Genomic DNA, 26335 nt, shown 5'->3' with positions numbered 1-26335 from the left:
GGCCCGCACGTCGATCCCGTGCGCGGACTGTCTCCTGCGGCGGTGCGCCGCGGCCCGGCGGCCCGTCGTGCGGGCGCGTTCTCGGGCGGTCGATGGGATGATGCGGTTTCGGGCCGGACACCGGATGCCGTAGACTGACTGACGCAGCCGCCGGCCCGACACGGGCTACGCGTCCGGTTCGCCCCGTTTGCGCGGGCCGCACCGGGGCGTGATCCGATACTAGCGCCGCACAACCCGGCCATTTATGAAGTTGTCGAAACCGATTCAGTGGATTTAGCAATGCGTCCGTTACCGCCCGAGCTGCTGCGCAGCTTCGTCGCCGTCGCCCAGTCCGGCAGCTTCACCGCCGCGTCCGAGCGCGTGAACCTGTCGCAGTCGACCGTCAGCCAGCACATCCGCCGCCTCGAGGAACTGCTCGACCGGCCGCTGTTCGAGCGCGACACACGCAACGTGCACCTGTCGCAGCACGGCGACGCGCTGTTCCGCTACGCGGTGCGCATCCTCGAGCTGATGGACGAAGCCGTCACGTCGGTATGCGGGCCGCCGCTGTCGGGCAAGGTGCGGCTCGCGATGTCGGAGGATTTCGCGTCGGCGCACCTGACCGCCGCGCTCGCGAGCTTCGTGCAGCGCAATCCGGAAGTCGAGCTTGCGATCTCGACCGGGCTGTCGGGCGACCTGTTCGACGCGCTGGACGAAGGACGGCACGATCTCGTGTTCGCGAAGCGCATCGCCGGCAGCCGGCGCGGCCGCGTGATCCGCAGCGAGCCGCTGTACTGGTGCACGGGCCCCGATTCGCGGATCACCGGCCACGAGGCCGTGCTGCCGCTCGCGATGCATCCGGAGCCGAGCGTGTCGCGCCGCCGCGTGCTCGAATCGCTCGAAGCCGTCGGGCGGCCGTACCGGATCGCGGTCGTGAGCAGCAGCGTCGCGGTGTTGCGCGCCGCTGCGAGCGCGGGACTCGGCGTCAGCGCGTTCGCCGGCTACGTGATCCCGGCCGGGCTTGCGCGGCTCGACGCGGGGCTGCCCGAACTCGGCGAACTCGAATACGTGATCGACCGGCCGGCGGCCGCGTCGCGTTCGACGCTCGCGCTCGAAGCGACGCTGATTGCCGCCGCGTCGGGGTTGTAACCGCGCCGGGCGCGACACGCACAAGGGGGGCCGCGCCCGCAACTGACAGCTTTGCCCGGAACGCGTCATCGTCCGCGCAGCACCCGCTCGCGACAATGGGACCCATCGGAACGCACGGCCACCCGCCGCGCGCATCCGGTGTCCCATCCCCTTGATCGGAGCACGCCATGAATGTCTTGCGATTCGCCGTCGCGACCGCCGCCGCCGCCCTGCTGTCCCCCGCCTTTGCCCAGACGTCCGACGCCGCGGCGCCCGCGCAGGGGCTGACTCGCGCGGAAGTCATCGCGCAACTCAAGCAGGCCTATCTCGACGGTCAACTGCCGACGAACGACAGCAACTACCCGCCGGACGCCGCGACACGCGCGCGCAACCGCGAACTCGTGCAGGCCACGAGCCCGGCATGGCTCGCGCAGACGCCGCCGTCCTCACAAACCGCCGCGCAGCAGTAGCGGACTGCGGCGCGCGCGATCACGGCAGGAAGCTGCGGCGCCGCGCGTCGATCAGCTCGACGAGCAGGCGGTCACGTTCGGCCGCCAGTTCCTGCATCGAGCGCTCGCCCTGGATCGCGCGCAATTCGTCGTTCAGCCGGCGATCGACGTCCGGATCGAACGAAGGCGTGCCCAGGTCATCCCACCAGCTCGTGATCGGCCCCGACAGGTGTTCGAGAAAGTGCGCGATCCCGCCCGCGCCGCCGCCGAGATGATAGGTCAGGCACTGTCCCATCAGCCCCCAGCGCAGGCCGGGCCCCCATGCGACGGCCTTGTCCGCGTCGGCAACGCTCACGACGCCTTCGCCGACGAGGTGATACACCTCGCGGAACAGCGCGGCCGCGAGCCGGTTCGCGACGTGGCCGGTCATCTCCTTGTTGAGGACGATCGTCTGCTTGCCGAGCGCATCGTAGAACGCCTTCACGCGCGCGATCACGTCCTGGCGGGTGGCAGCGCCGCCGACCAGCTCGACGAGCGGAATCAGGTGCGGCGGATTGAACGGATGCGCGATCAGGCAACGTTCCGGATGCTTCTCGCATGCGGTCTGGATGTCCGACATCTTCAGGCCCGACGAACTCGACGCGATCGGCACGTGCGCGGGCAGCACGTCGTCCATCTGGCGGTACAGCGCACGCTTCAGGTCGAGCCGTTCCGGGCCGTTCTCCTGCACGAAATCGACGCCGTCGAGCGCGCGCACGAGATCGGCGTCGAACGACAGCCGCGCGGAAAGTTCGGCGGCCCGGTCGCCGAGAAACGCGGCCAGCGCGTCGCGCAGCCGCGCGTCGGCTTGCGGCGCCGGATCGGTCGCGACGACGTCGAAGCCCTTCGTCAGATAGAAAGCGGTCCAGCTCGCGCCGATCACGCCGGCGCCGACGATCGCGATGCGTCGAATGTCCATGATTGTCCCGTGTCGTTGGCCTGCCAATAGATCGCGGCGATTGTCGCATCGAATCGCGCGGGCCTGCGTTGACGCAGATTGCAGATTCCCTCTTGAAATGCGCTTCGGCTGCCACTAATTACGCGTCGTCGGGCAGTGCACCCTCCCACGCACCGCCCCCGTTTCGATCCAGTGGAGTTCCCGCGTCGCGCCCGCCGCAGGCGTCGCGCCGTCACGTCTCCCGTGTTCCCTGTTCAGGAGGACCAACATGAGCGGTATTCATTTCGGCAGCGACCTGTTCGACGAATTTGCCCGCGTGCAACGGCAAGTAGCGAATCTGCTGGGCGAACGTCCAGCCGGCATTCGCGCAGTGCGGCCCGGTGCCTTTCCCGCGCTCAACGTGGGCGCCACCGACGGCGCCATCGAGATCGTCGCGTTCGCGCCCGGCATGGCCGCGGCCGACTTCGACGTGTCGATCGACAAGGACCTGCTGACGATCAGCGGCGAGCGCAAGCCTGCGTCGCGCGGCGAAGGCGACGATCTGCGCACCTATGCGCAAGAACGCTTTCACGGCACATTCCGCCGCGTCGTCGAGCTGCCGCGGGACGCGGATCCCGAGCAGGTCAGCGCCCGCTACGAAAACGGCTGCCTGCTGATTCGCGTCGGCCGGCGCGAGGCAGCGAAGCCGCGTTCGATCACCGTTCAATAATAGTCAGGATACCGACATGAATGCGAACCCGACCCTGGCCGAGCGCCAGACGAACACCGTTCACCCCGCTGCCGCTGCCGCCGACGCAGCCCGCCGGCCCGCGATCACGCCGGCCGTCGACGTCGTCGAGAATCATCTCGGCGTCACGCTGCGGGCCGATCTGCCCGGCGTGCCGCGCGAAAACCTCGACGTGAAGGTGCACGACAACACGCTGACGATCGAAGCCGACACGCACCTCGACACGCCGGCCGACCTGCGCGTGCGGCACGCCGAAATCCGCGCGACGCGCTATGCGCGCAGCTTCGTGCTGAGCCCGGATCTCGACACGTCGAGGATCGACGCGAACCTGCGCGACGGCGTGCTGACGCTGACGATCCCGCGACGCGAGGAAACCCGTCCGCGCCGCATCGACGTGACGACCGGTCACGCATAAGCACCAACGCGGGCGATCGTCCCGCACGCATGAAAAAGCCCCGCCGGGTACGCTCCCGGCGGGGCTTTTTACGACATGCGGTGCAATCAGTCGAAGTCGAACAGGTCGAACACCGATTTCCGGCGACGCTGGCCGTCGTGCTTGTAGCGCTCGTCGTGCGAGCGGCCATCGTGTCTGCCGCGGCTGTCATGCGAGCGACCGTCGCGCCCCCAACCGCCGTCGTGGCTGCGCGGCGCCTGCGCATCGTGCCGCACGGGTGTCTCGTCGCGACGCAGCGGCGCGTCGCCGGTCTCGCGTGCGATCAGCTTGTCGAGTTCGCCGCGATCGAGCCACACGCCGCGGCAGGTCGGACAATAGTCGATCTCGATCGACTGGCGCTCGGCCATCAACAGATCGGGCGTCTTGCAGACTGGGCATTTCATCGCGTCTCTCCTTTCCGTGCGAATCTCGTCTGGATTCCCTATGAAGCGCGTGAAGCCGGCCGCCGCAGCGGCCGGCGCCACACGCGATGGCTCAGCGGCCTTCCGTCGGTGCCGAGCGCTTCGCCTTCGCGCGCCGCGCCAGCATGTTCATGCCTTCGACGAAAGCCGAGAACGCCATGGCCGCGTAGATATAGCCCTTCGGCACATGCGAACCGAACCCTTCGGCGATCAGCGTCATGCCGATCACGACCAGGAACGACAGCGCGAGCATCACGATGGTCGGGTTGCGGTCGATGAAGCGTGCGAGCGGCTGTGCAGCGAACAGCATCACGGCGACGGCGACGATCACCGCGACGAACATGATCGGCACGTGCTCGGTCATGCCGATCGCGGTCACGATGCTGTCGATCGAAAACACGATGTCGAGCATCACGATCTGGCCGATCGCGGCCCACATCGTCAGGCCGGCCGCGCCGCCGGCGCCGCCCTCGCCTTCACCGTCGTGCGACACGTGGTGATGGATCTCGGTGGTCGCCTTCCACACGAGGAACAGGCCGCCCGACAGCAGGATCATGTCGCGCCACGAGAACGCATGGGCGAACAGCGTGAACACGGGTTCGGTGAGGCTCGCGATCCACGCGACGCTGCCGAGCAGCGCGAGGCGCATCACCAGCGCGAGCGCGATGCCGAGGCGCTGCGTGCGGGCGCGCTGCGCTTCGGGCAGCTTGTTGCTGAGGATCGAGATGAAGATCAGGTTGTCGATGCCGAGCACGACTTCCATCACGACGAGCGTCAGAAGCGCAGCCCAGACGGCGGGGTCGACGGCAAGCGTCAGCAGGTAGTCCATGAAATGGGCCGATACGAAAGTGGAAAGCCAGATGATATGCCGCCCCGAACTTCGGAAAAATCAGAGAGAATCTGACTTTAGGTTCGGTTTTTACGAAATTACGGTCCGATGCTCAATTTCCGACATCTGTACTATTTCTGGGTCGTCGTGAAGGAAGGCGGCTTTGCGCGCGCGGCCGCGCGGCTCGACATGGCCGTGCAGACCATCAGTGCGCAGGTGCGCGAGCTCGAGAAAGCGCTCGGACACCAGTTGCTGCGCCCGGTCGGGCGCGGCGTCACGATGACCGACGCCGGCCAGGCCGCGTTTGCGCGCGCGGAGGTGATCTTCGAGATGGGGCGGCTGATTCCCGACGAAGTGCGCGCGGCGGCCAGCCAGCCGACCGTACGGCTCGCGGTCGGCCTCGCGGACGGCATCTCCAAGCTCGCCGCACACGCGACCCTCGCGCCCGTGCTGGATACGCCCACGCTGCGGCTGCTGTGCCACGAGGGCGAGCACGATGCGCTGCTTGCGGACCTGGCGCTGCATCATCTCGATCTGGTGCTGGCCGGCCAGGGCGCGCCGTCCGGCTCGAACCTGCGCGTGACGAGCGAGCGGCTCGTCGCGTCGCCGGTCGACTGGTACGGCCCCGCCGCGCTCGTCACGCCGGCCGCGCGGCAGCACTTTCCGCAGTGCCTTGCCGACCTGCCGGTGCTGCTGCCGACCGCGCATTCGGCGCTGCGCGCGCGCCTCGACGCGTGGCTGGAAGGCGAGCGGATCGTGCCGCGCGTGGCCGGGGAATTCGAGGACAGCGCGCTGATGGCCGTGTTCGCGGCGCGCGGCCTCGGCGTGTTTCCGCTGAGCGAACTCGGCGCGAACGACGCGTCGCTGCTGCGCGGATTGCGGCGGCTCGGGCGCGCGGGCGACGTGACCGAGGAGATCCACGCAATCCGCTCGCGGCGCGGCGAACACCATCCGCTGACGTCGCGATTGCTGGCCGCCGCACGCGGCACCCCGGCCGGCTGAAGCGAGCGCGACATCAAACGAAACTATAATGGCGCCCCGGCCTTACGAGATTGCCGCGCGCTTCTTCCAGGCACCGCCGTTGCGCGACCTCTCGCCGAGCCTTCTGAAAGACGCCATGCACAACCGATTTCGCCTGTTTTCCGTTTCGTGCGCGCTCGCGGCCGCGGCCGTGCTGGCGGCGTGCTCGTCGCCGCCCAAGCCGATCTACCAGCAGGAACAGTTCGACGCGACCAGCAGCCCGTACGCGCATACGTTCCACTCGAAATCCGACGCGGCCTGCGAGGCCGCGCGGCGCGCGCTGCTGAGCCAGGGCTATGTGGTGTCGTCGTCTCGCAGCGATGCGGTCGACGGCAGCAAGAATTTCCAGCCGAACAACGACATGCACGTCGTGATCGAGTTTCACGTCGTGTGTGCGGACGCGAACGCGGACGGCTCGTCGAGCATCGCGTACGTGAACGCGGTGCAGGATCGCTACACGCTGAAGAAGTCGAACACGTCGGCCAGCGTCGGCCTCAGCGTGTTCGGCTCGCTGTCGCTGCCGATCGGGTCGAGCGACGACGCGCTCGTCAAGACCGCCAGCGAAACGATTCCCGCCGGCGTGTTCTATGAGCGCTTCTTCAATCTCGTCGAGCATTTCCTGAAGATCGACCCGGCCCGCCGTGACCGCGCGACCGTCAAGGCCGCCGAGAAGGAGCCCGTCACGCCGCTGCCCGAACCCGCGCCGACGCCGCAGGGCGAGCCGATGAAGATGACGACCCCGGTCGTGCCGACGCCGCCCGCGGCGCCAGTGCCGCTTTCGTTGCCGGTCGTGGCGCCCCAGTCCGGCGCGAACGCCGTGCCGGCCGCGGCTTCGGCCGTGGTCGCGCCGGCGGCGATGCGTGCCGCCGCGCCGCTAGCGGCGTCTGGTTCGGGGGCGGTACCGGCTTCGGATGTGGCGCCTGCACCGGCCGCCTCGTCGACGCCTGCGCCGGCGTCCGGATCGGCATCCACGCCGGCTTCGGCTCCCGTGCCGGCTTCCGCGCCTGCGTCCGCTTCCGGCCCGGCGTCGCACCCGGCCGCAGCGGCGTCGGCGCCCGCCGCTGCAATAGCGGCACCGGTCGCGCCTGCGCCCGCGTCCACTGCTTCGGCCCCCGTATCGGCATCGGCACCGTCGAGCACGTCGCCCGCGCCTGCCGCCGCCAACCCCGTCGCATCGTCCGCCCCGTCCGGCGCGAGCGCACCGGCCGCAAACTGATCGACCGCCCGTATCGTCGCTCCTGGCCGCAACCGGCGCAGCGCGACGATACGCCCCCTTGCCCGTCGTGCCGATGCCTTGCGTCGGACACGCTCGGCCGATTCCGTCATTCACGGAGATCGACGGCCGTCCGGCCATCGGCCGGCTTGCGCCTCCACCCTGCATGCCGCAACGGCGCGCACAGCGTCTGCCGTTGCTCGGCGATCGCCATCACGCCACCGCAGACGATCCCGGCGATACCCATCGTCGATCGCCGTCCAGCCGCCCCTTAACCAGCCCGCTTGCGCCGACCGCCCCGCCTACCGCAACGTGGCGCGCAGCGTCTGCAGCTGCTCGACGGTCGCCGTCACGCCGCCGCAGACGATCACGGCGAGATCCTTCGCCGACGCGAGCACGGGCACCGGTCGCTCGAGCGCGGCCAGCGCGGCACCGCATGCGGGTTCGACGACGATCCGGTGCTCGTCGAGAAATCGCAGTGACGCGGCCACCGCATCGGCATCCGACACGACGACCGGGTGAATCTCGTGTCGCGCTGCCCATTCGACCGCCGCATCGCACGGACGCTTCGCGCCGAGCGACGTCGCGATGCTCGTGATCGCCGGCAACTCGACCCCATGCCCCTGCGCCAGCGAGCGCGCATAGCAGTCGGCGCCTTGCGTTTCGGCTGCGACCACCGGCACGTCGTGCCAGCCGTTGCGCGCGAGCCCTTCGAGCACGCCGCACAGCAGCCCGCCGCCGCCGACCGCGAGCACGATCGCGTCAGGCTTGGGGCCGGCCGCCGCCATCTCGTCGATCATCGTCGCGTGGCCCTGCCACAGCACGGGATCGTCGAACGGATGCACGAACGCATCGTGCTCGCCGAGCGCCGACTGCGCAAACGCGTTCGCCTCGGCCCAGCTCGCGCCGTGCACGACGAGCTCCGCACCCTCGACGCGGATCAGCTCGCGCGCACGGGCCGACGCGTTTTCCGGTACGACGACGAGCACCGGCACGCCGAGTTCGCGGCCGCAATACGCGACCGCGATGCCCGCGTTGCCGCCCGACGACGACACGAAGCGCCGCGCGCCGGCCGCATGCCGTGCTTCGCAGACGGCGCCGACGCCGCGCAGCTTGAACGAGCCCGACGGCTGCAGCGCATCGAGCTTCAGCCAGACGGCCTTGCCGAGCCGGCGGGACGCGATTTGCGAGCGGAGATAAGGGGTCGGGATATGAAGCGGCATGGGACGGGACCAATGGGAGCGGTGGGAACGGAGGGCACGCACGCGACGCGCAACTGCATGCGGCAACGATGGCCATCGTACGGCACGCCTCCCATGCTTTCCAATACCATCGGATGGCCTTTGTTATGCTCCACAGGTATATTGACGAACCGGAACGGAAACCGCATGCGCCAGATCGAACTGCGTCACCTGCGCTACTTCGTGGCCGTCGCACAAGCCGGCAGCGTGATGGCCGGCGCCCGCGCGGCCGGCATTGTCCAGCCCGCGCTGTCGCGACAGATCCGCGAACTCGAGGACGCGATCGGTACGCCGCTGCTGGTGCGCCGCGCAACGGGCGTCACGCTCACGGCGGCCGGCGCCAGCTTCCTGCAGGATGCGACCGGCCTGCTCGCGACACTGCAGGACAGCCGTGAGCGCGCACTGCGCAGCGCGGCCGGCCAACTGGGCGAGTTGCGGCTCGGTGCGTTGTCGAACTGCCTGCCGTTGCCCGTCGTCGCGAACGTCCTCAAGGCGTTTCGCGACGCGTGCCCGGACGTGAAGCTGTCGATCGCGCCGATGCTGTCGGCCGAACAGGCGAACGCGCTGATGCGCGGCCAGCTCGACGGCGGGATCATGGCGTGGCGTCGGGACGAGGCGCCGCACCTGTCGGGCGTACGGCTGCTGAGCGACCGCTTCGTGCTCGCGATGCCCGCGCCGCCGGGCGGACGCTTCACCGCGCCGCGCACGCTGGCCGACGTCGCGAACGAGCCGTTCGTCTGGTTCGACGCGCAGCGCTCCGCTGCGCACCACCGGTTCCTGATGGCGCAGTGCCGGCAGGCCGGCTTCACGCCACGCATCGCGCAGGTCGGCAGCGACATTCCGACGTTGATCGGCCTCGTCGCAGCCGGGATGGGCTGTGCCTTCGTGCCGGAAAGCGCGTCGCCGACCTGCCCGCGCACGGTCCGGCTCGTCGCGCTCGACGAGCTTGCCAGCCGCTTCGACATCGAGTTCGTGTTCGACGGCGCGGCAACGCCGCCATCGCCCGTCGTCGCGCGATTTCTCGAGGCCGTGCGCGATGCCGCCGGCGAAGCACGCCAACCGGGCTGAATGGGCAGCCGATGCGGCGACCTCGCCCGGCACTTGAACGGCACGATCCGCGGCGCCGAACGACGGGCGCCCCCTTCCGTCAAACCGTCGCCTTGGCTGCTGAAACACGCTAAACAGCCGCATCTCTTCAGCGAAAATTCTTTCAAAACGATGACGCCGGACGTCGCAGCGCCGGTGTTTTTAAATTGACACCAAAAACAGCCGTTTAACGCCGGTTCGAATTGTCATGGTTCGAAATATACTTCGCGCGCATCCAACCCTCGTGCCAAAGAGAGGATGCGTTTCCGCCCCGGTCACGGTCCCCCTGTGATCGGGGCTTTTTTTGCCGTGTGCCTTGTCTGAAAAGGGTTTTCGGCGACGGTGCGACGTTCGTTCGGGAGGATGCCCGCCACCTGACCGGTTCGCCCGATCCGCGCGGCGGCACGTCGACGAACGATCTGCGGACGGCCTCCGGATCATCGGGAGGAGCGGCCGTCGGCCCACCTCGCGGCGCCGATGGATCGCGATCTCCCGGCCGAAAGCCGCACGCGATTCATTACATGATGCTTTCGAAAAGCCCCTCCTTCGCGCGGCTCGCCAGCGGCCTTCGCACGCCCGCTGCATTGTTGACATGAAATCAAGATAATTTCGTCCGTATACGGCTTTTTCCGCAAAAGTCATGCAGGCACACTTCACCCTGTTCTCAACGGCCCGTGCCGTTGTCCCTCGACTACAGGAGCTCATCGCGTGAACCCCACGACTTCCTCTCCTTCCCGCCCGGGCGGCAGCGCAGCGCTGCCGCTGCTGGCACTCGCCGCCGGCGCGTTCGGCATCGGCACGACCGAGTTCTCGCCGATGGGCCTGCTGCCCGTGATCGCCGACGGCGTGCACGTCTCGATTCCGCAGGCCGGCATGCTGATCAGCGCCTATGCGATCGGCGTGATGGTCGGCGCGCCGCTGATGACGCTGCTGCTCGCGCGCTGGTCGCGCCGCTCGGCGCTGATCGCGCTGATGTCGATCTTCACGATCGGCAACCTGCTGTCGGCGCTCGCGCCGGGCTACACGACGCTGCTGCTCGCCCGCCTCGTGACGAGCCTCAACCACGGCGCCTTCTTCGGACTCGGCTCGGTGGTCGCGGCCAGTCTCGTGCCGCGTGAAAAGCAGGCCAGCGCGGTCGCGACGATGTTCATGGGCCTGACGATCGCGAACGTCGGCGGTGTGCCGGCCGCGACCTGGCTCGGCCAGATCATCGGCTGGCGCATGTCGTTCGCGGCGACCGCGGGCCTCGGCCTGGTGGCGATCGCCGGGCTGTTCGCGGCACTGCCGAAGGGCGAAGCCGGCAAGATGCCCGACCTGCGCGCGGAACTCTCGGTGCTGACGCGCCCTGTCGTGCTCGGCGCGCTCGGGACGACCGTGCTGGGCGCCGGTGCGATGTTCACGCTCTACACGTACGTCGCGCCGACGCTCGAACACGTGACCGGCGCGACGCCCGGCTTCGTGACCGCGATGCTGGTGCTGATCGGTGTCGGCTTCTCGATCGGCAACATCGCGGGCGGGCGCCTCGCCGACCGCTCGCTCGACGGCACGCTGATCGGTTTCCTGCTGCTGCTGATCGCCACGATGGCCGCGTTCCCGGTGCTCGCCGGCACGCACGCCGGCGCGGCCGGCACGCTGCTCGTGTGGGGTGTCGCGACGTTCGCGGTCGTGCCGCCGCTGCAAATGCGCGTGATGCGGGCGGCCCACGAAGCGCCGGGCCTCGCGTCCGCCGTCAACATCGGCGCGTTCAACCTCGGCAACGCACTCGGCGCGGCCGCCGGCGGTGCCGCGATCTCGGCCGGGTTCGGATACGCGGCCGTGCCGCTCGTCGGCGGGCTGATCGCCGCGGCCGGACTCGCGCTCGTCTTCCTGCAGATCGCGCAGCAGCGCCGCGCGCCGGCCGCCGCGAATTCGTAATCGCCGCACGTCGTGCGCCGGCGATGCATGCCGGACCGCCGATCCGTACCGACACACGCTCACGGCCGCGCAACGCGGCCGCATTCGTTTTCGACGATCCATTCTGATTCAGCAATCCGTCAATCGAAAAATCCTGAATATCCGTCGATTTCACATCGACGCAGATTCAACTCATTTACGGAATGTCGAAATCGATTCGATCCACTCGAATAACCGCTTCCCTTCCATTTCATTCAGCGCATGAATTACCCGTTTCCCACGAGCCGATTCAGCTCGACAGGCCTGTCTAAAATCGCATCGAACCCCGCACGAATTACTCAATATTGCTGCACCGCAGAATAATATTTCATTCAAATCGCTCACGGAAAATCAGAAAGTGAAATGCTCCGCGGCTTTATTCAATCAATACCCGCACCAGATGTAACAAAATGAAACAGCGCGAATTTAAAGATTGAAAGACTTGCCGATTCGTATCAGCATCTGCGATACCGTGGCATGAGAGGCGCGGCATAACTCCAATGAAAAACGATCGATGAGGGAACAGTGTGAAAGTCGCCATCGCTTCCACGACGTTGTCGCTCGCGCTGTCAATCGGCCTTTCGATTCCCGCCGCCGACGCTGCCACCTATTCGAACGGCACAGCGACCGCCACCTTCAACGTTACGCTGACGCTGCAGCCGAACTGCACGATCGCCGCGAACCCGCTCGCCTTCGGCACCAGCGGGGTGCTGGCCACCGCGATCAACCAGCAGACGACCGTGAGCGTCACCTGCACCAACACGACGCCCTACAACGTCGGTCTCGACGCAGGCACGGTCACGGGATCGAGCGTCGCGAGCCGGCTGATGGCCGGCACGGCGACCGGCAACACGACGACGACCGTCGGCTTCCAGCTCTACCAGGATGCCGGGCGCACGACGATCTGGGGCAACACGCAAGGCACGGACACCGTGGCCGGCACCGGCACGGGCGCGGCGCAGTCCCTGACCGTCTACGGCCAGGTGCCCGCGCAGGCGACGCCGAAGCCGGACACCTATCAGACGACCGTCACCGCAACCGTCTACTTCTGACCGGTGCGGCTCGCCATGTCCGCATTACGTCGAACGCTCGCCGCGCTGCTATGTGCGGCCGGCGCCGCGCACGCCGCGTCGCTGCAGATTTCCCCGGTCACGATCGAATTCGGCACCGACGACACGGCCACCGGCATCACGCTGCGCAATCCGGGCGAGCGCCCCGTGTACGGACAGGTGCGCGTGTTCCGCTGGGACCAGGCCGACGGCCAGGACACGCTGACGCCCACCCAGGATCTGATGGCCAGCCCGCCGATCATCGAAGTCGGTACGCAGTCCGAACAGCTGATCCGCGTCGTGCGCGCGTCACGCACGCCTGCAGGCGCCGAGCAGACCTACCGGCTGCTGATCGACGAGCTGCCGCAGCCCGGCGAAGCGCCGGCCAACGGCGTGTCGATCCGGCTGCGCTATTCGATTCCGGTGTTCGTCGAGCCGGCAACCGACGGCGCGCCCCGGCTCGACTGGGCGCTGCTGCGCGACAACGGCGGCTGGGTACTGCGGGTGCACAACGGCGGCACGCGGCGCGCGCAACTGGCATCGGTCGAACTCGTGACCGGCGACGGCCGCACGTATCCGCTCACGCGCGGCCTGCTCGGCTATGCGCTCGCGGGGCGTACAGGCCAGTGGAGCGTGCCGCTGCCGGCCGGCGTCGCGCTCGGCGGCAAGGTCACGGTGCGGGCGGCCGTCAATTCGCAGCCGGCCAGTGCGATCGTCACGGTGGAGCCGCCGGGCTAGACCGCCGGTGCGCCGCCCGGCCCCTCCCCCTTCGCCACGCGCCCGCACGCGTCCGGCCAACGGAGGCAGGACACCGCTTCGTTCGCCGCGCGCCGCACTCGCGGCCGTCGTGGCCGGCGGCCTGCTTGCGCTCGGCTGCGCACGCGCGGATGAACCCGCCGCACTGGTGATGACCGACAGCATGCACGACGTGATCCTCGAAGTCAGCGTCAACGGCGAAAACACGACGCTGCTCGCGCACTTCCGCGAACGCGACGGCCACCTGTCGGCGAGCGGCGCCGACCTGCACACGATCGGCCTCGCGACCGACAGGCTCGGCATCGCCGACGCGACGACGGTCGACCTCGACACGATTGCCGGCCTGCGCTACCACTACGACGCGGCGCACCAGAGCGTCGACCTGCAGATGCCCGACACGCTGCGCCGGCCGTACGCGGTCGACAGCCGAGCGTTGCCGCCCACGCAGGCGGCCAGCGCGTCGCGCGGCGTCGCGATCAACTACGAGGCGTACGCGCAGACGCTCGGCGACCGGCAGGTTTCGCTCTACACCGACGTGCGCTACTTCGATCCGGGCGGCGTATTCGACACCAGCGGCGTCGCGACCTTCCATGACGGCCGCCGGCACTACACGCGCTTCGATACGTCATGGAGCCGCTCGGATCCGGCACGGCCGAGCACGACACAGATCGGCGACACGATCTCGGGATCGCTCGCATGGACGCGCTCGGTGCGCCTCGGCGGCTTCCAGTGGCGCAGCAACTTCGCGCTGCGGCCCGATCTCGTGACGTTCCCGATCCCGTCGCTCACGGGCTCCGCCGCCGTACCGTCGGCGGTCGACCTCTACATCAACAACGTGCGCCAGTACTCCGGCAACGTGCCGAGCGGCCCTTTCATCATCCACGACGTGCCGGGCATCACGGGCGCCGGCCAGGCGACCGTCATCACGCGTGACGCGCTCGGGCGCACCGTCGCGACGTCCGTGCCGCTCTACGTCGATACGCGCATGCTGTCCGCCGGGCTGTCGAGCTATTCGTTCGAAGCCGGCTTCCTGCGCCGCAACTACGGGCTGCAGTCGTTCGACTACGACGCGCGGCCGGCCGTCAGCGGCTCGATGCGGCGCGGCGTCATCGATACGCTGACCGTCGAGGGGCACGCGGAAGCGACCGGCGGCGTGCTCAACACCGGCGTCGGCGCGCTGCTACGGCTCGGCAATGCAGGCGTCGTGAGCGGCGCGGTCGCGGGCAGCGCCGGCCGCTTTCCCGGTACGCAGGTGAGCATCGGCTACCAGCTGATCGAACCGCGCTTCTCGATCAACGCGCAGACGATCCGCGCGTTCGGCCGCTACGGCGATCTCGCCTCGCGCGACGGCGCGACGGCACCCGCGGCGACCGACCAGGCGACGCTCGCGCTGCCGTTCATGCACCGCCAGACGCTCTCGCTCAGTTATATCGGCTTCCGGCTGCCGCAAGGCCCGAGCACGCGGATCGGCACGGTGTCGTACACGCTGAGCTTCGGCGATCTCGCATCGATGAGCGTCAGTGCGTACCGCGACTTCGCGCAGCAGCGCGCGAACGGCGCGTTCGTATCGCTGAACATCGGCCTCGGGCGCAACACATCGATCAATGCGACCGTCGGGCGCCAGCGCGGCCAGTCGAATTACAGCGTCGACGCGAGCCGCCCGCCCGACTACGACGGCGGCTGGGGCTGGGGCGTGCAGACCGGCGGCACGGGCGCGGTGCCCTACCGGCAGGCACAAGTACGCTATCTCGGTCATGCGGGCGAAGTCATCGCGGCCGCACAGAACATCGACCGCCAGACCGGCGCATCGCTCGATGTCAGCGGCGCGCTGGTATTCATGGACAGCAGCGTGCAGTTGTCGCGCCGCATCAACGATGGCTTCGCGCTGGTATCGACCGACGGCGTCGCAGGCATTCCGGTGCTGCACGAAAACCGCGTGATCGGCGCGACCGACCGCGCGGGGCACCTGCTCGTACCCGACCTGAACGCGTACCAGAACAACCGGATCGCGATCGACTCGATGAAGCTGCCCGCCGACGCGCGGATCGCACGCACGTCGATGACGGTCGTGCCGCAGGCGCAATCGGGCGTCGTCGCGCATTTCGGCGTGTCGCGCTATCGCGCGGCGTCGGTGATCCTGCGCGATACCGACGGCCGCCCGCTGCCGGTCGGCGCGCGCGTGCATCACGCCGAAAGCGGCACGGATACGATCGTCGGCTACGACGGGCTCACGTTCATCGACGGACTGAAGGAGGACAACCACCTCGTGATCGACTACGGCACGCAACGCTGCGCCGCGGACTTCCCGTTCAACGCGCCCGGCAGCGGCACGCTGCCGACCATCGGACCGCTCACGTGCCGGGCGACGCAATGAGGATCGCGCTGCTGGTCCTCGCTGCCTTCGTCGCGTGGTGCGGCTCGCCCCGTCACGCACTGGCCGAAAGCTGCACGGCCACCGCGTCGAACGTGAGTTTCGGCTCGGTCAGCCCGATCTCGAACGCGCCGGTCGCCGTGACCGGCACGGTCAGCATCACCTGCACGTGGTCGACCGTCTCGCTGACGCCGAACGTGGTCGTATGCCTGAATCTCGGCGGCACGAGCCCGCGCAGCCTCGTCAACGGCGGCAACGCGATGCAGTACGACCTCTATCTCGACGGCGGGCATACCGTCGCGTGGGGCTCCGTGTATTCCGGTACGACACCGGCGTCCGTCACGCTCGTCAAACCCGCGCTCGGCACGAGCGCGTCCGCGACGGTCACCATATACGGACAGATCACCGGGAACCAGCCGACCGTGCCGACGACCGGCAACAGCACCACGACCTACTCGCAGACATTCGGCGGCGCCACGACGTCGCTCAACACCGGGTTCTACCTGCTCGGCGCGCCGACCTGCGCGTCGCTGACGACGTCGAGCGGCACCTTCCCGTTCAGTGCGACGGCGAACGTCGTCAACAACTGCAACATCAACGCGACCAACGTGAGCTTCGGTACCGCCAGCCTGTTGTCGGGCACGCTCGCGGCAACGGGTACGATCACCGCGCAGTGCACGAACGGCGACGCGTGGAAGATCGCGCTGAACGGCGGCAACAGCGGCAACGTGACGGCGCGCCAGATGCAGCGCAGCGGTGGCGGCGGTGCGATCGGCTACGGGCTTTACACGGACGCCGCGCACTCGATCGGCTGGGGTGACGGCACGGGCGGCAGCACGACGGTCACGGGCGTCGGCACCGGCACGTCGCAGGTCGTGACCGTGTACGGCGCGGTGCCGACGCAGACCACACCCGCGCCCGGCAGCTACAGCGACACGATCACCGCGACGATCAGTTTCTGACCGGCGAAGCAGCGGATACGCGGCTCAGAACGTGACGGTCCATGCCGCGGCCGCACCGACTCCCAGGCTGCGTGGCGGCAGGGTCGCGCCGGGTCCGGGTGCGTGACTGAGCAGGAACGGGGTGCCGTGGATGCAACTGACACTCGGCGCGTCAAACTCGACGCGGGCGCCCGGGCCCGAACCAGCGGCCGCGCCAATCGTGCAGATTTCCGGAATCGTGAGACTGACCCTGAGCGGGATCGACGGCACGGCCGCGCAGGCAAGCGGGCCGGTGCTCAGCATCGCTAGCGCGAACGCGCCCTTTCCGGTCCGTCCGGTTAGCTTCATCGCTCACCCCTCTGCTTCATCGATCCGCCAAGCGTACGCTCGAATCGGCGGAGCGCAAGTGAAAAACCCGAACGCGCTGGCGCGCAATCGGGTCCCGACCTGCGCCGCGCCTATGCCGCGCGGCGAACGCCGCACACCAGCCGTCCGGAAGCGTCAGCGCGCGGCGGCGAATCCACCGAAAAATGCACGCGCGTTCGCGTCGAGGCTGTCGAGGTGATAGCCGCCCTCCTGCACGATCACCGTCGGCAACCCGAGTGCGCCAATCGCGCCGCCGAGCCGCCCGAAGCCGTCGGTCGTGACGGCCACCTGCGATTGCGGATCGTCCTTGTAGATATCGAAGCCGAGTGCGAGCACGAGTGCATCGGGCTGGAACCGGGCGAGCGCGCGCAGCGCGTCGTCGAGCCGCTCGAAGAACGCCGACTCCGGCGCACCGTGCGGCATCGGCAGGTTGAGGTTGAATCCGTCGCCGGCCCCCGTGCCCGTCTCCTCCTCATAGCCCGCGACAACCGGGTAGAAGTTGGTCGGGTCACCGTGGATCGACACGTACAGCACATCGTCGCGGCCGTAGAAGATCTCCTGCACACCCTGCCCGTGATGCATGTCGGTGTCGAGGATCGCGACCCGGCGGTGGCGGCCGAGCAGCGACTGCGCGGCGATCGCCGCATTGTTCAGGTAGCAGAAGCCGCCGGCCGCGTCGCGACGTGCGTGATGGCCGGGCGGCCGGCACAGCGCGTATGCCTCGCGTGCGCCGTCGTTGACGTCCGCCGCGGCCGCAAGCGCGCCCTGCGCGGACCAGTACGCGGCGCGCCACGTGTTCGCACCGACCGGGCAGCTGCCGTCGGCGAGGTAGCGCGCGGCTTTCGCGAGCACGCCGCGCAGCGGATTCGGGTCGCGCACGAACACGTTCGACATCACTTCGTCGCCCCAGTCGTCGGGCATCTTCTTCCAGTCGCGGTGCGCTTCTTCCAGAAAGCGCAGGTAGTTCATGTCGTGCACGGCCGCGATCGGTGCGGTGCCGCGGTCCGCCGGCTCGCACACGTCGAAGTCGAGTGACCGGACAGCCGCGACGAGTCGCGCCGCGCGCTCGGGCACTTCCTGCGGTTCACGCATCCGGCCGCGCGACAGGTAGCTGCGCGGATGGTGCAGCAACTGCTCGGGATGGAAATAGGTTTTCATCGTTCGCCCTCGTCGGTTTATCGATTCGCCGCGTCACGCATCCTGCGTGGCGGCGGCCGCGGCAACGCCCGCCGCGACGCCGGCGCGCGCGAGCACAGCATGAAGCAGCACGTTCGTGCCGCGCGTCACGTCGACAGGCAGCGCATCCTCGGCTTCGTTGTGCGACAGGCCGTCGACGCACGGAATGAACACCATCGCGGTCGGGACCTGGCGCGCGAGCAGGATCGCGTCGTGCCCGGCACCGCTGACGATCCGCTCGTGCGTATAGCCGAACGCGGCGGCCGCCTGCGCGACCTGCTCGACGCAGTCGCGATCGAACGGCGTCGCCGGGCTGCGCCAGCAGGTGTCGATTGCGACCTGCACGCCACGCGCGGCGGCGACACGCGTGCATGCATCGCGTAATTCGCGCTCCATTGCATCGACTTGCGCATCGTCGTGATGGCGGAGGTCGACCGTGAACGTCAGCTCGCCGGCAATGGTGTTGCGCGACGCATTGCGGATGGCGACCTGCCCGATCGTCGCGAGCCCGCGCGGCGCATAGCCGGTGACGATCCGTTCGAGTTCGAGCGCCATCTGCGTACTCGCGAAACAGGCATCCTTGCGATACGGCATCGGCGTCGTGCCCGCATGCGCGGCCACGCCCATCACCGTCACGTCGAGCCAGCGGATCGCCTGCCCGCCCGTGACGATGCCGATCGTCGTGCCGTTCGCCTCGAGCACGGGGCCTTGTTCGATATGTGCTTCGAAGTACGCATCGACAGGGCCGCCGGTCGCACGCGTGCCGCGATAGCCGCATGCGTCCAGTGCCGCGCCGAGCGTGACGCCGTCGGCGTCCTGCTTCGCGAGCGCATCGCCGAGTGCCAACGCGCCGGTGAACACGGCCGAGCCGAGCATCGCCGGCGCGAATCGCGCGCCCTCCTCGTTGGTCCAGGACACGATCTCCAGCGGCTTGTCGGTCGCGATGCCTGCGTCGTTCAGCGTGCGCACGAGTTCGAGCGCGGCGAGCACGCCATAGACGCCATCGAAGCGGCCGCCTTCGGGTTGCGTGTCCAGATGGCTGCCGATCAGCACCGGAGCGGCCTGCGCATCGGCGCCGTCGCGCCGCGCAAACAGGTTGCCGACCGCGTCGACGCTCACCGTCATCCCGGCGTCGCGGCACCACTGCGCGAACAGGTCGCGCCCGCGACGGTCGTCTTCGGTAAGCGCCAGGCGCCGCACGCCGCCGCGCGGCGTCGCGCCGACGCGCGCCATATCCGCCAGGCTCTGCCACAAACGGGCGCCGTCGATTTCCAGCAGGTCTTTCATGTGCACTCCGGATGAATTCGTTCGTCGAGGTTCACTGCGAGCCAAGCGCTTCGGCGGCGGCGGGCCTTGCCGCGCGGCGTGCGTCGAGCGCGACGATGCAGAGCAGCGAGATGCCGGCGAGACACGTGTAGAAGACCGCGAGCGGCCACCACTGGCCCGCGAAGCGATGCGCGAGCCACGTGCCGACGAGCGGCGTCAGTCCGCCCGCGATCGCACCGCAGATCTGGTAAGCGAGCGAGATCGCCGAATAGCGCACGTGCGCGGGGAACACGTCGCTCACGAAACCCGCGATCACCGAATAGAAGCCGGCCATGCAGACCACCGCGAGCGCGATGCCTGCGATCAGCGAGGCGGACGTGCCGCCCTGCACGAGCATGAACATCGGATAGGGCGACAGCATCGCGAGCAGCGCCGCGAGCTTCAGGAAGCGTGCGCCGCCGATGCGCTCGGCGATCCATGCGGCGATCGGCTGCGCGACGAACTGGATGATCGCGACCGCGAACAGGCTGTCGAGGATCAGCGATCGCGAGACGCCGACGTACTGCGTCGTATACGCGATCATGAAGGTGTTCGTGAAATAGACGCCCGCGATGCCGATCGTGTTTGCACCGATGCAGAGCGCCACGAGCCCCGACGCGGAGCGGAACACTTCCGCGACCGGCAGCTTCACCGTACGGTTGGTTTCCTTCACGCGCGCGAATTCCGGCGACTCGTTCACGCCGAGCCGGATCAGGATGCCGACCACGAGCAGCACCGAACTCGCGAGAAACGGCAGGCGCCAGCCCCACGCGAGGAAGTCGGCCTTGTCCATCGACGTGACCGCGCGAAACGCGATCAGCGACAGGATCAGCCCGGCCGGGCTGCCGAGCTGCGCGAACGACGCGAAGAACGTGCGTCGCCCCTGCGGCGCATGCTCGCCCGCCATCAGCACCGCGCCGCCCCATTCGCCGCCCACCGCGATCCCCTGCACCACGCGCAGTGCGACGAGCAGCACCGGCGCGAGCATGCCGACCTTCGAATAATCAGGCAGCAGCCCGACGCAGACGGTCGCGACGCCCATCATCATCAGCGTCGTCATCAGCGCCTTCTTGCGGCCGATGCGATCGCCGAGATGGCCGAAGATCACGCCGCCGAGCGGCCGCGCGAAGAAGCCGACCGCAAACGTCGCGAACGACGCCATCGTGCTGACGAAGCGGTCATGTGACGGGAAATAGAGTTCGCCGAACACGAGCGCCGCGGCGGTTGCGTAGATGTAGAAGTCGTACCACTCGATCATCGTGCCGATGAACGCGGCCGTCGCGGCACGCCCCGGCTGGCGGGCGGAAGGAAGGGACTGGGTCATGCGGGCTCCTGACGCGTGCCGCTGCGGGGCGGCGCGCAATATCGTGTGACGGCCGTCTGTCGCGGCCTTGCGCAGCACGCTGCGGCGCCCCTCCTTTATCAGCGACCGCAAATCATTAGTCAAATTTCAAGTTATTATTCGCCGTATAAATTCAACTAATGTCCATCCGGACGCCTCGACCGGAGACCCGATGCGCCCCGACCTTGCCCCGTTCCTGAACGACCGCCTCGACTGGAACCTGTTGCGCACGTATCTGGTGATCATCCAGGAGCGCAGCGTGAGCCGCGCGGCCGCGCGCCTGCACGTGACGCAGCCGGCCGTGAGTCAGGCATTGCGGCGGCTCGAGGACACCCTCGAACGCAAGCTGATCGAGCGGCGCGGCACGCACTTCGCACCGACACCCGCCGGCGAAGCCGTCTACCGGATCGCGAGCGACATCTACGGCGGTATCTCGCGTCTCGAAACCGAAATCGACGACAGCACGGCCGACCTGACCGGTTCGATCCGGCTGCTGACGGTGAGCCGCATCGAGTCGCCCGTCTACGACGAATTCCTCGCGGAATTCCATCGCGCGTATCCGCGCATCGACCTGCAGATCGAGGTGATGCGCTCGTCGGACATTCTGTCCTCGCTGCTGCAGAAGACGGCCACGGCCGGGCTCGGCCTGTGCCGCACGCCGCACGACAAGCTGGAGATGCGCTGCTTCCTGCGCCAGCGCTACGCGATCTACTGCGGCCGCCATCACCGGCTGTTCGGGCAGACGCAACTGCGGATGGACGATCTGCTCGCCGAGAATTTCGTGTCGTTCACGAGCGACCAGATCGGCGACAGCCTGTCGCCGCTCACCGTGTTTCGCGACCAGAAAGGCTTCACGGGGCGCATCGTCGCGTCGTCGCCGAGCCTCGAGGAAGTGCGGCGGCTGATCTTCGCCGGCTACGGGATCGGCTGCCTGCCCGAGCACATCGTGCGCGACGACATCGCGCAGCAGCGGCTGTGGCGGCTGCCGCCCGACGACGGGCTCGTCGATGTCGACGTGTTCCTGCTGTGGCATCGCGACCGCAAGATGAACGCGGCCGAGCAGGCGTTTCTCGACGCGATGGAGCGTTGCATGCAGCGCTATTCGCTCGCGGAGCGACTGGGGAAATGACTGCGCGAACGCGCCGGGGGAAAGCGCCGGGCGCACACGGCCCGGCGCGTCGACGACGTCAGAAGCGATGCACGATGCCGAGCTGCACGCCACGCGCATTCGCACCCGGGTACGCGAGCGGCAGGCCGGGGTTCGCCGCGCCGGCGAGCGTATAGCCGGCCTGGTTGCGGTTGCGCAGGTACGACAGTGCGCCGTAGAAGCTCGTGCGCTTCGACAGGTCGTATTCGTACATCAGCCCGAGCTGGTCCGCATTGTTGCCCTGCGACGACTGGTCGTGCAGATATGCGTAGCCGAGCGCCACGTAGTTGGCCGGATTGAACTGGTATTTGACCGACAGCCCGTACACGCGCGAATCGATGCCGAGATCGGCCCACTTCACCGCGGAGAAGCCGCCGTACACGGTTGCCTTGCCGATCTCGTACGACGCGCCGGCCATGATCGTGCGATCGGTGGTGCTCGCCGTCGCGTTCTTCAGCCACTGGCCCGCGACGAACGCGCCGAACGGCCCGTGTTCGTAGGTCAGGTCGAACTGCTGGCTGGCGCCTGCCGAGCGCACGCCGCCCGCATCGCCGAACCCGAAGTACAGCCCGCCCTGGAAGCCCGCGATCTCCGGGCTCTGATACGACAGCGTGTTGCTGGTGCGGAACGCGAACACGGTCAGGTTGTCCATGCCGGACGCCTGCGTGACGCCGCCGAACGCGTCCTGGCCGCCCTGGTCGTTGAACAGCGGCGAATTCTGGCGGCCCGCGCGCACCTTGCCCCACTGCCCCGCGATGCCAACCCACGCCTGCCGGTTAAACAGGCTGCCCGAACTCGCCAGCGAACCGTCGTTCGGGTTGAAGCCGTTCTCCAGCGCGAACTCGATCTTCTGCCCACCGCCGATATCCTCGCCGCCCTTCAGCCCGAACCGGCTGCCCCACTGGCCGCCCGAATTGATCGCCGCCGTATAGCCGTTGCCCGTATTCACGTACTGCGCGAACTCGTCGATCACGCCGTACAGCGTGACGCCGTCCTGCGCGAACGCGGCGCCCGGCCCGGCGACGCACGCCACCGCGACCGTCATGCGAAGACCGGCGTACACCATCCGCGCCCGGGGATCGCTCCCGCTGGCTTTTATTTGTTTAGTCATACTATTCAATGGTCAGAGAATGAAACGACACCGTGCGCGGCAGTTGCGCCGCACCGGCATCGCGGGAAAGGAAACCTGGGGAGGCGCCCGGCGCAGGCAGCGCCCGGCTCACGCGGCATTCAGGCCGGCAGCCGGCCGGCCCGATGCGGGCGACGTGTCGTCAGTGGTGAACTTCGCCGCGTTCGAGCGGCAGGATCAGGCGTTCGGGAATGCTGCGACGCGACGCGCGCGCGCCGATGTAATACAGCACGGCCGGCACGACCAGGCCAAGGATCCACGAAATGTCGGTGCCGCCGAGTGCGTCGACGAGCGGCCCCGTGTAGAGGTGCGTCGACATGAACGGCAGCTGCACGAGGATGCCGATCACGTAGATCGTGATCGCCATCACGTTCCAGCGGCCGTAGCGGCCGTCCGGATCGGACAGCGCCGGCACGTCGTAGCGCGAGCGCGTGAAGCAGTAGTAGTCGACCAGGTTGATCGCGCTCCACGGCGTGAAGAACGCGAGCAGGAACAGGATGAATGCGGTGAACTCCTTCAGGAACGAATGTCGGCCCGCGAGCGCGATGAGCGTCGATACGCAGATCATCCCGAAGATATAGACAAGGCGGCTGCGCGACGACACGGCCCCCTTGCCGCGGAAGCCGCTGACGATCGTCGCCATCGACATGAAGCTGCCGTATGCGTTGAGCGCCGTAACCGTCACCTTGCCGAACGCGATGCTGAAGTACAGCAGCGCGGCCACGGCGCCGGTCGAACCGAGGCCGACGATATACGACACCTCATGGTGCGCGAACTGGCTGCCGGCAAGGGCTGCCGCAAACACGCCGAACACCATCGCCGCCTGCGCGCCGATCACCGAGCCCAGGCCGACCGCAAAGAACGTCGCGGCCGACGACGTCGAGCGCGGCAGGTAGCGCGAATAGTCGGCGACGTACGGGCCGAACGCGATCTGCCACGACGCCGACAGCGACATCGACAGCAGGAAGCTTGCGAGCGTGAAATGCTTGTTCGCCAGCAGCGCGCCGATATCGTGGTTCGCGAACAGCTGCGTGAACATGTAGACGAACGCGACGATGCCGACCACGCTTGCGATCCGGCCGACGGCATGGATCGCGCGATAGCCGAACACGGTCAGCACGACGATCACGGCCGCGAACAGCAGGATGCCGGCCGCGTCGTCGACGTGCAGCAACTGCGCGACGGCCTGCCCGGCCAGCACCGAGCCGCTCGCGGAAAAGCCGATGTACATCAGGCACACGAGCACGATCGGGATCATCGCGCCATAGACGCCGAACTGCACGCGGCTCGAGATCATCTGCGGCAGCCCGAGTTGCGGCCCCTGCGCGCCATGCAGCGCCATCACCGCGCCGCCGACGAGCTGGCCGAGCAGCAGCGCGACCAGCGACCAGAACACGTCACCGCCGAGCACCACGGCGAGTGCGCCCGTGACGATGGCCGTGATCTGCATGTTGGCCGACAGCCACAGCGTGAACTGGCTCAGCAAGCCGCCGTGGCGCTCGGCGTCGGGAATGAAGTCGATCGAACGGACTTCGATCAGGCCGCCGGCTTTTCCACTGGGATTCGTTGACACGGGGAAATCTCCAAAATACTCAGGATCACAAATGGTTTGAACGAGACGGGAATCTGCGAGCCGCCCTTTCGGCTCTGCGGGTGCGGGGCGCCGTGGATCGCCGGCATGCGCCACGCACGCACGGTCTGCGCACGGGCACGCAAGCGGCACGACGTGTGCCGACATAGCCAGCGGATGATCTTGTATATACAACTTGCGAGGTATCGGTGATTACCCGAAATCGGCCGATTTTCGAAATTGTTCGAACCATCGGGATACGTTCGACCGGTTTGATCGAAAGCGGAATGTCGGATGAATGAAAGCTCAGCTGCGTGCGGGCGATGCCTGATCGGGCTCGGCCGTCATGTCGGCCGCGGGAAGCAGGTTCAGCATGCGTCGGGCGGCCTCGATGTCACGCACATGCAGCCATTCGTCGTAGTCGTCGCGACGCAGCATCACGACGCCCCGCTTCTCTTCGCCTGGGCGATGCATCCGCGCGAACAGCGGGTGCGAGTCGGCGTTGACCGTGAGCATCGCCATGCCCACGCGTTCACGGCCGTCGTCGCCTTCGTAGCGCCGCCAGATGCCGGCAACACAGCATGGTTGCCAGCCGTCGACGCCGATCCGCTGCCACACGTTGCGACCGGTTTCGTAGCACGGTTCGACGATCCAGCGCACCGGAATCAGGCAGCGCTGCCCGTTGCGCCACGCTTGGCCGTAGAGCCGCGACGAGCCGACCGTTTCCGCGCGCGCGTTCACCGTGTCGAGTTTCTTCCTTCGACGGCCGTTCTCGTCGACTCGCTCCGGCTGCATGAATTTCGGCCAGAAGCCGAACACGGCCGCGACGACTTCGAGGCCGTCGCCATTGGCGCGCGCGACCGGCGCCGCGTAGTCGGGATACACGTCGGGCGCCCACGGGTCGCGGCGATACAGATCGCCGATACCGATCTTCAGTTCGCTGATGCCCGGGTCTTCGTCAGGGGCGCGGTAGTGAGTGCACACGGCTCGGCGGACGATGGGAAGCCATGTTTCCATCGTAGGTCAGCGTGGGTGCCATGCTCGCGCTATTGCTTGGTATGACGAAACAGTTTTACGAAGCGATGATGCGCCGCGCGTTGCCCGACGCGTGCCGTCACACGAGCTGGTCCGACGCGATGACCTGCACGCCCGGCCGCGCGTCGATTGCCGCATCGAGCATCGCGCGGGCGATCCGCGACGCGGGATTCACGCGCCACTTCGCCGGCAACACGGGGCGGGCCAGGTTCAACGCGGACACCAGCACCCGCTCGCCGAACCTGAATTCGTCGCGGCTGCCGCCGATCAGGCCGGGCCGCACATAAGTGAGCGACGCGAACCCGACGCCGGCGAGCGCCTGCTCGACCTCGCCCTTCACGCGGTTGTAGAAGATGCGCGACGCCGCATTTGCGCCGAGTGCGGAATTCAGCACGTAGGCCGGTGTGCCGTAGCGGTGTGCGAGCCGCGCGACCGCGATCGGATAGTCGTGGTCGACGCGCCGGAATGCCGCCTGGGAGCCGACGGCCCGCATCGTGGTGCCGAGCGTGCAGATCACGGCATCGGCATGCCACCAGTCGGCCGTGTCGGGCAGATGGTCGAAATCGACCTCAAACGCGCGCATCTTCGGATGCGGCGACAACGGGCGGCGCGCGAGGACGATCACCTGATCGACCCGCGCATCGGCGAGCGCGACTTCGAGGACGTGACGCCCGACGAGTCCGGTCGCGCCGACGAGCAGCAGTTTCATGTCCGGTTCTTCCGTGTGGAGCCGGCGTTGGCGGGCCGGGGAC

General features: G+C 68.1%; 26 protein-coding genes. 13 read left to right on the top strand and 13 right to left on the bottom strand.

What is annotated here, in order from left to right:
- The first annotated feature begins 279 nt into the window (after positions 1–279).
- Both HWX39_RS10085 and HWX39_RS10080 read left to right on the top strand, forming a co-directional pair.
- Positions 280–1128: a LysR substrate-binding domain-containing protein gene (locus HWX39_RS10085; protein WP_175967505.1), complete on the top strand. Its 849-nt coding sequence runs from the start codon at positions 280–282 to the stop codon at positions 1126–1128.
- 167 nt (positions 1129–1295) lie between these two features.
- Positions 1296–1577 carry a DUF4148 domain-containing protein gene (locus HWX39_RS10080; protein WP_175967503.1) on the top strand — a complete coding sequence of 94 codons (282 nt, stop codon included), beginning with the start codon at positions 1296–1298 and terminating at the stop codon, positions 1575–1577.
- A 19-nt stretch (positions 1578–1596) separates the two neighbouring features.
- Here the strand turns inward: HWX39_RS10080 and HWX39_RS10075 are convergent, their stop codons facing one another.
- Positions 1597–2514 carry a 3-hydroxyacyl-CoA dehydrogenase NAD-binding domain-containing protein gene (locus HWX39_RS10075; protein ID WP_175967501.1) on the bottom strand — a complete coding sequence of 306 codons (918 nt, stop codon included), beginning with the start codon at positions 2512–2514 and terminating at the stop codon, positions 1597–1599.
- Positions 2515–2761: 247 nt separating this feature from the next.
- On the opposite strand from HWX39_RS10075, the gene HWX39_RS10070 reads away from it, so the two are divergent.
- Together HWX39_RS10070 and HWX39_RS10065 are read left to right on the top strand one after the other, a co-directional pair.
- Positions 2762–3202, top strand: coding sequence for an Hsp20/alpha crystallin family protein (locus HWX39_RS10070; RefSeq protein ID WP_175967499.1), 441 nt, complete (start codon positions 2762–2764; stop codon positions 3200–3202).
- Positions 3203–3218: 16 nt separating this feature from the next.
- Positions 3219–3635 (top strand): Hsp20/alpha crystallin family protein, encoded by a 417-nt coding sequence (locus HWX39_RS10065; protein ID WP_175967496.1) that lies wholly within the window; start codon positions 3219–3221, stop codon positions 3633–3635.
- A gap of 86 nt (positions 3636–3721) precedes the next feature.
- Here the strand turns inward: HWX39_RS10065 and HWX39_RS10060 are convergent, their stop codons facing one another.
- Complete coding sequence (locus tag HWX39_RS10060) at positions 3722–4057, bottom strand: zf-TFIIB domain-containing protein (RefSeq protein ID WP_175967494.1); 336 nt, start codon at positions 4055–4057, stop codon at positions 3722–3724.
- A gap of 91 nt (positions 4058–4148) precedes the next feature.
- Complete coding sequence (locus tag HWX39_RS10055) at positions 4149–4904, bottom strand: TerC family protein (protein ID WP_175967492.1); 756 nt, start codon at positions 4902–4904, stop codon at positions 4149–4151.
- A 108-nt stretch (positions 4905–5012) separates the two neighbouring features.
- Between HWX39_RS10055 and HWX39_RS10050 the strand changes: the two genes are divergently transcribed.
- Together HWX39_RS10050 and HWX39_RS10045 are read left to right on the top strand one after the other, a co-directional pair.
- Positions 5013–5906: a LysR family transcriptional regulator gene (locus HWX39_RS10050; protein WP_175967489.1), complete on the top strand. Its 894-nt coding sequence runs from the start codon at positions 5013–5015 to the stop codon at positions 5904–5906.
- Positions 5907–6021: 115 nt separating this feature from the next.
- Positions 6022–7140, top strand: a complete 1119-nt coding sequence (locus HWX39_RS10045) for a DUF2242 domain-containing protein (RefSeq protein ID WP_175967487.1) — start codon at positions 6022–6024, stop codon at positions 7138–7140.
- Positions 7141–7246: 106 nt separating this feature from the next.
- Here the strand turns inward: HWX39_RS10045 and HWX39_RS10040 are convergent, their stop codons facing one another.
- Complete coding sequence (locus HWX39_RS10040; RefSeq protein WP_175967485.1) at positions 7247–7384, bottom strand: hypothetical protein; 138 nt, start codon at positions 7382–7384, stop codon at positions 7247–7249.
- Positions 7385–7439: 55 nt separating this feature from the next.
- Entirely contained in the window at positions 7440–8360 is a 921-nt protein-coding gene (locus HWX39_RS10035; RefSeq protein ID WP_175967483.1) for a pyridoxal-phosphate dependent enzyme, read from the bottom strand.
- A 165-nt stretch (positions 8361–8525) separates the two neighbouring features.
- Between HWX39_RS10035 and HWX39_RS10030 the strand changes: the two genes are divergently transcribed.
- The 6 genes from HWX39_RS10030 (at position 8526) to HWX39_RS10005 (ending at position 16534) form a co-directional block, all read left to right on the top strand.
- Positions 8526–9446, top strand: a complete 921-nt coding sequence (locus HWX39_RS10030) for a LysR family transcriptional regulator (protein WP_175967481.1) — start codon at positions 8526–8528, stop codon at positions 9444–9446.
- 726 nt (positions 9447–10172) lie between these two features.
- Positions 10173–11378, top strand: coding sequence for an MFS transporter (locus tag HWX39_RS10025; protein ID WP_175967479.1), 1206 nt, complete (start codon positions 10173–10175; stop codon positions 11376–11378).
- A gap of 572 nt (positions 11379–11950) precedes the next feature.
- Positions 11951–12448, top strand: a complete 498-nt coding sequence (locus tag HWX39_RS10020) for a spore coat U domain-containing protein (RefSeq protein ID WP_175967679.1) — start codon at positions 11951–11953, stop codon at positions 12446–12448.
- Between the two features lie 15 nt (positions 12449–12463).
- A complete protein-coding gene (locus HWX39_RS10015) occupies positions 12464–13183 on the top strand; it encodes a molecular chaperone (protein ID WP_175967477.1) in 720 nt (239 codons plus the stop codon).
- Between the two features lie 7 nt (positions 13184–13190).
- Positions 13191–15575 (top strand): fimbria/pilus outer membrane usher protein, encoded by a 2385-nt coding sequence (locus HWX39_RS10010; RefSeq protein ID WP_175967475.1) that lies wholly within the window; start codon positions 13191–13193, stop codon positions 15573–15575.
- Positions 15572–16534 carry a spore coat U domain-containing protein gene (locus HWX39_RS10005; RefSeq protein WP_175967473.1) on the top strand — a complete coding sequence of 321 codons (963 nt, stop codon included), beginning with the start codon at positions 15572–15574 and terminating at the stop codon, positions 16532–16534. Before HWX39_RS10010 ends, HWX39_RS10005 begins: the two co-directional genes overlap by 4 nt.
- Before the next feature lie 24 nt (positions 16535–16558).
- Here HWX39_RS10005 and HWX39_RS10000 read toward each other — a convergent pair whose 3' ends face one another.
- The 4 genes from HWX39_RS10000 to HWX39_RS09985 form a co-directional block, all read right to left on the bottom strand.
- Complete coding sequence (locus HWX39_RS10000) at positions 16559–16861, bottom strand: hypothetical protein (protein WP_175967470.1); 303 nt, start codon at positions 16859–16861, stop codon at positions 16559–16561.
- Between the two features lie 153 nt (positions 16862–17014).
- Positions 17015–18037 carry a histone deacetylase family protein gene (locus HWX39_RS09995; RefSeq protein WP_175967468.1) on the bottom strand — a complete coding sequence of 341 codons (1023 nt, stop codon included), beginning with the start codon at positions 18035–18037 and terminating at the stop codon, positions 17015–17017.
- A gap of 33 nt (positions 18038–18070) precedes the next feature.
- Positions 18071–19342: a Zn-dependent hydrolase gene (locus HWX39_RS09990; protein WP_175967466.1), complete on the bottom strand. Its 1272-nt coding sequence runs from the start codon at positions 19340–19342 to the stop codon at positions 18071–18073.
- Between the two features lie 31 nt (positions 19343–19373).
- The gene (locus HWX39_RS09985) at positions 19374–20684 is read right to left on the bottom strand and encodes an MFS transporter (protein WP_069247614.1); all 1311 of its coding nucleotides are present in this window, start codon (positions 20682–20684) and stop codon (positions 19374–19376) included.
- Positions 20685–20874: 190 nt separating this feature from the next.
- On the opposite strand from HWX39_RS09985, the gene HWX39_RS09980 reads away from it, so the two are divergent.
- Positions 20875–21831, top strand: a complete 957-nt coding sequence (locus tag HWX39_RS09980) for a LysR family transcriptional regulator (RefSeq protein ID WP_175967464.1) — start codon at positions 20875–20877, stop codon at positions 21829–21831.
- A 58-nt stretch (positions 21832–21889) separates the two neighbouring features.
- On the opposite strand, the gene HWX39_RS09975 is transcribed toward HWX39_RS09980, so the two are convergent.
- From HWX39_RS09975 to HWX39_RS09960, 4 genes are all read right to left on the bottom strand, one after another.
- Positions 21890–22960 (bottom strand): porin, encoded by a 1071-nt coding sequence (locus HWX39_RS09975; protein ID WP_175967462.1) that lies wholly within the window; start codon positions 22958–22960, stop codon positions 21890–21892.
- A gap of 160 nt (positions 22961–23120) precedes the next feature.
- A complete protein-coding gene (locus HWX39_RS09970) occupies positions 23121–24551 on the bottom strand; it encodes a cytosine permease (RefSeq protein ID WP_175967460.1) in 1431 nt (476 codons plus the stop codon).
- 303 nt (positions 24552–24854) lie between these two features.
- Positions 24855–25532, bottom strand: a complete 678-nt coding sequence (locus tag HWX39_RS09965) for an SOS response-associated peptidase family protein (protein ID WP_175967458.1) — start codon at positions 25530–25532, stop codon at positions 24855–24857.
- A gap of 130 nt (positions 25533–25662) precedes the next feature.
- The gene (locus HWX39_RS09960; RefSeq protein ID WP_175967456.1) at positions 25663–26292 is read right to left on the bottom strand and encodes an NAD(P)H-binding protein; all 630 of its coding nucleotides are present in this window, start codon (positions 26290–26292) and stop codon (positions 25663–25665) included.
- Positions 26293–26335: the final 43 nt, after the last annotated feature.

Source organism: Burkholderia sp. BCC0322 (assembly GCF_902833045.1).
In the GTDB taxonomy this organism is placed as follows: Bacteria; Pseudomonadota; Gammaproteobacteria; order Burkholderiales; family Burkholderiaceae; genus Burkholderia.
The sequence above is the reverse complement of the archived record's forward strand: the minus strand, read 5'-3'. Positions and strand labels throughout refer to the sequence as shown.

Coding starts and splice junctions, on each gene's coding strand:
- HWX39_RS10055 (WP_175967492.1), bottom strand. CDS start 4,904: ATGGACTACCTGCTGACGCTTGCCGTCGACCCCGCCGTCTGGGCTGCG.
- HWX39_RS10005 (WP_175967473.1), top strand. CDS start 15,572: ATGAGGATCGCGCTGCTGGTCCTCGCTGCCTTCGTCGCGTGGTGCGGC.
- HWX39_RS10030 (WP_175967481.1), top strand. CDS start 8,526: ATGCGCCAGATCGAACTGCGTCACCTGCGCTACTTCGTGGCCGTCGCA.
- HWX39_RS09960 (WP_175967456.1), bottom strand. CDS start 26,292: ATGAAACTGCTGCTCGTCGGCGCGACCGGACTCGTCGGGCGTCACGTC.
- HWX39_RS09975 (WP_175967462.1), bottom strand. CDS start 22,960: ATGACTAAACAAATAAAAGCCAGCGGGAGCGATCCCCGGGCGCGGATG.
- HWX39_RS10070 (WP_175967499.1), top strand. CDS start 2,762: ATGAGCGGTATTCATTTCGGCAGCGACCTGTTCGACGAATTTGCCCGC.
- HWX39_RS09995 (WP_175967468.1), bottom strand. CDS start 18,037: ATGAAAACCTATTTCCATCCCGAGCAGTTGCTGCACCATCCGCGCAGC.
- HWX39_RS10065 (WP_175967496.1), top strand. CDS start 3,219: ATGAATGCGAACCCGACCCTGGCCGAGCGCCAGACGAACACCGTTCAC.
- HWX39_RS10045 (WP_175967487.1), top strand. CDS start 6,022: ATGCACAACCGATTTCGCCTGTTTTCCGTTTCGTGCGCGCTCGCGGCC.
- HWX39_RS10040 (WP_175967485.1), bottom strand. CDS start 7,384: ATGGGTATCGCCGGGATCGTCTGCGGTGGCGTGATGGCGATCGCCGAG.
- HWX39_RS10015 (WP_175967477.1), top strand. CDS start 12,464: ATGTCCGCATTACGTCGAACGCTCGCCGCGCTGCTATGTGCGGCCGGC.
- HWX39_RS10060 (WP_175967494.1), bottom strand. CDS start 4,057: ATGAAATGCCCAGTCTGCAAGACGCCCGATCTGTTGATGGCCGAGCGC.
- HWX39_RS10050 (WP_175967489.1), top strand. CDS start 5,013: ATGCTCAATTTCCGACATCTGTACTATTTCTGGGTCGTCGTGAAGGAA.
- HWX39_RS10085 (WP_175967505.1), top strand. CDS start 280: ATGCGTCCGTTACCGCCCGAGCTGCTGCGCAGCTTCGTCGCCGTCGCC.
- HWX39_RS10080 (WP_175967503.1), top strand. CDS start 1,296: ATGAATGTCTTGCGATTCGCCGTCGCGACCGCCGCCGCCGCCCTGCTG.
- HWX39_RS10075 (WP_175967501.1), bottom strand. CDS start 2,514: ATGGACATTCGACGCATCGCGATCGTCGGCGCCGGCGTGATCGGCGCG.
- HWX39_RS10035 (WP_175967483.1), bottom strand. CDS start 8,360: ATGCCGCTTCATATCCCGACCCCTTATCTCCGCTCGCAAATCGCGTCC.
- HWX39_RS10000 (WP_175967470.1), bottom strand. CDS start 16,861: ATGAAGCTAACCGGACGGACCGGAAAGGGCGCGTTCGCGCTAGCGATG.
- HWX39_RS09980 (WP_175967464.1), top strand. CDS start 20,875: ATGCGCCCCGACCTTGCCCCGTTCCTGAACGACCGCCTCGACTGGAAC.
- HWX39_RS09985 (WP_069247614.1), bottom strand. CDS start 20,684: ATGACCCAGTCCCTTCCTTCCGCCCGCCAGCCGGGGCGTGCCGCGACG.
- HWX39_RS09990 (WP_175967466.1), bottom strand. CDS start 19,342: ATGAAAGACCTGCTGGAAATCGACGGCGCCCGTTTGTGGCAGAGCCTG.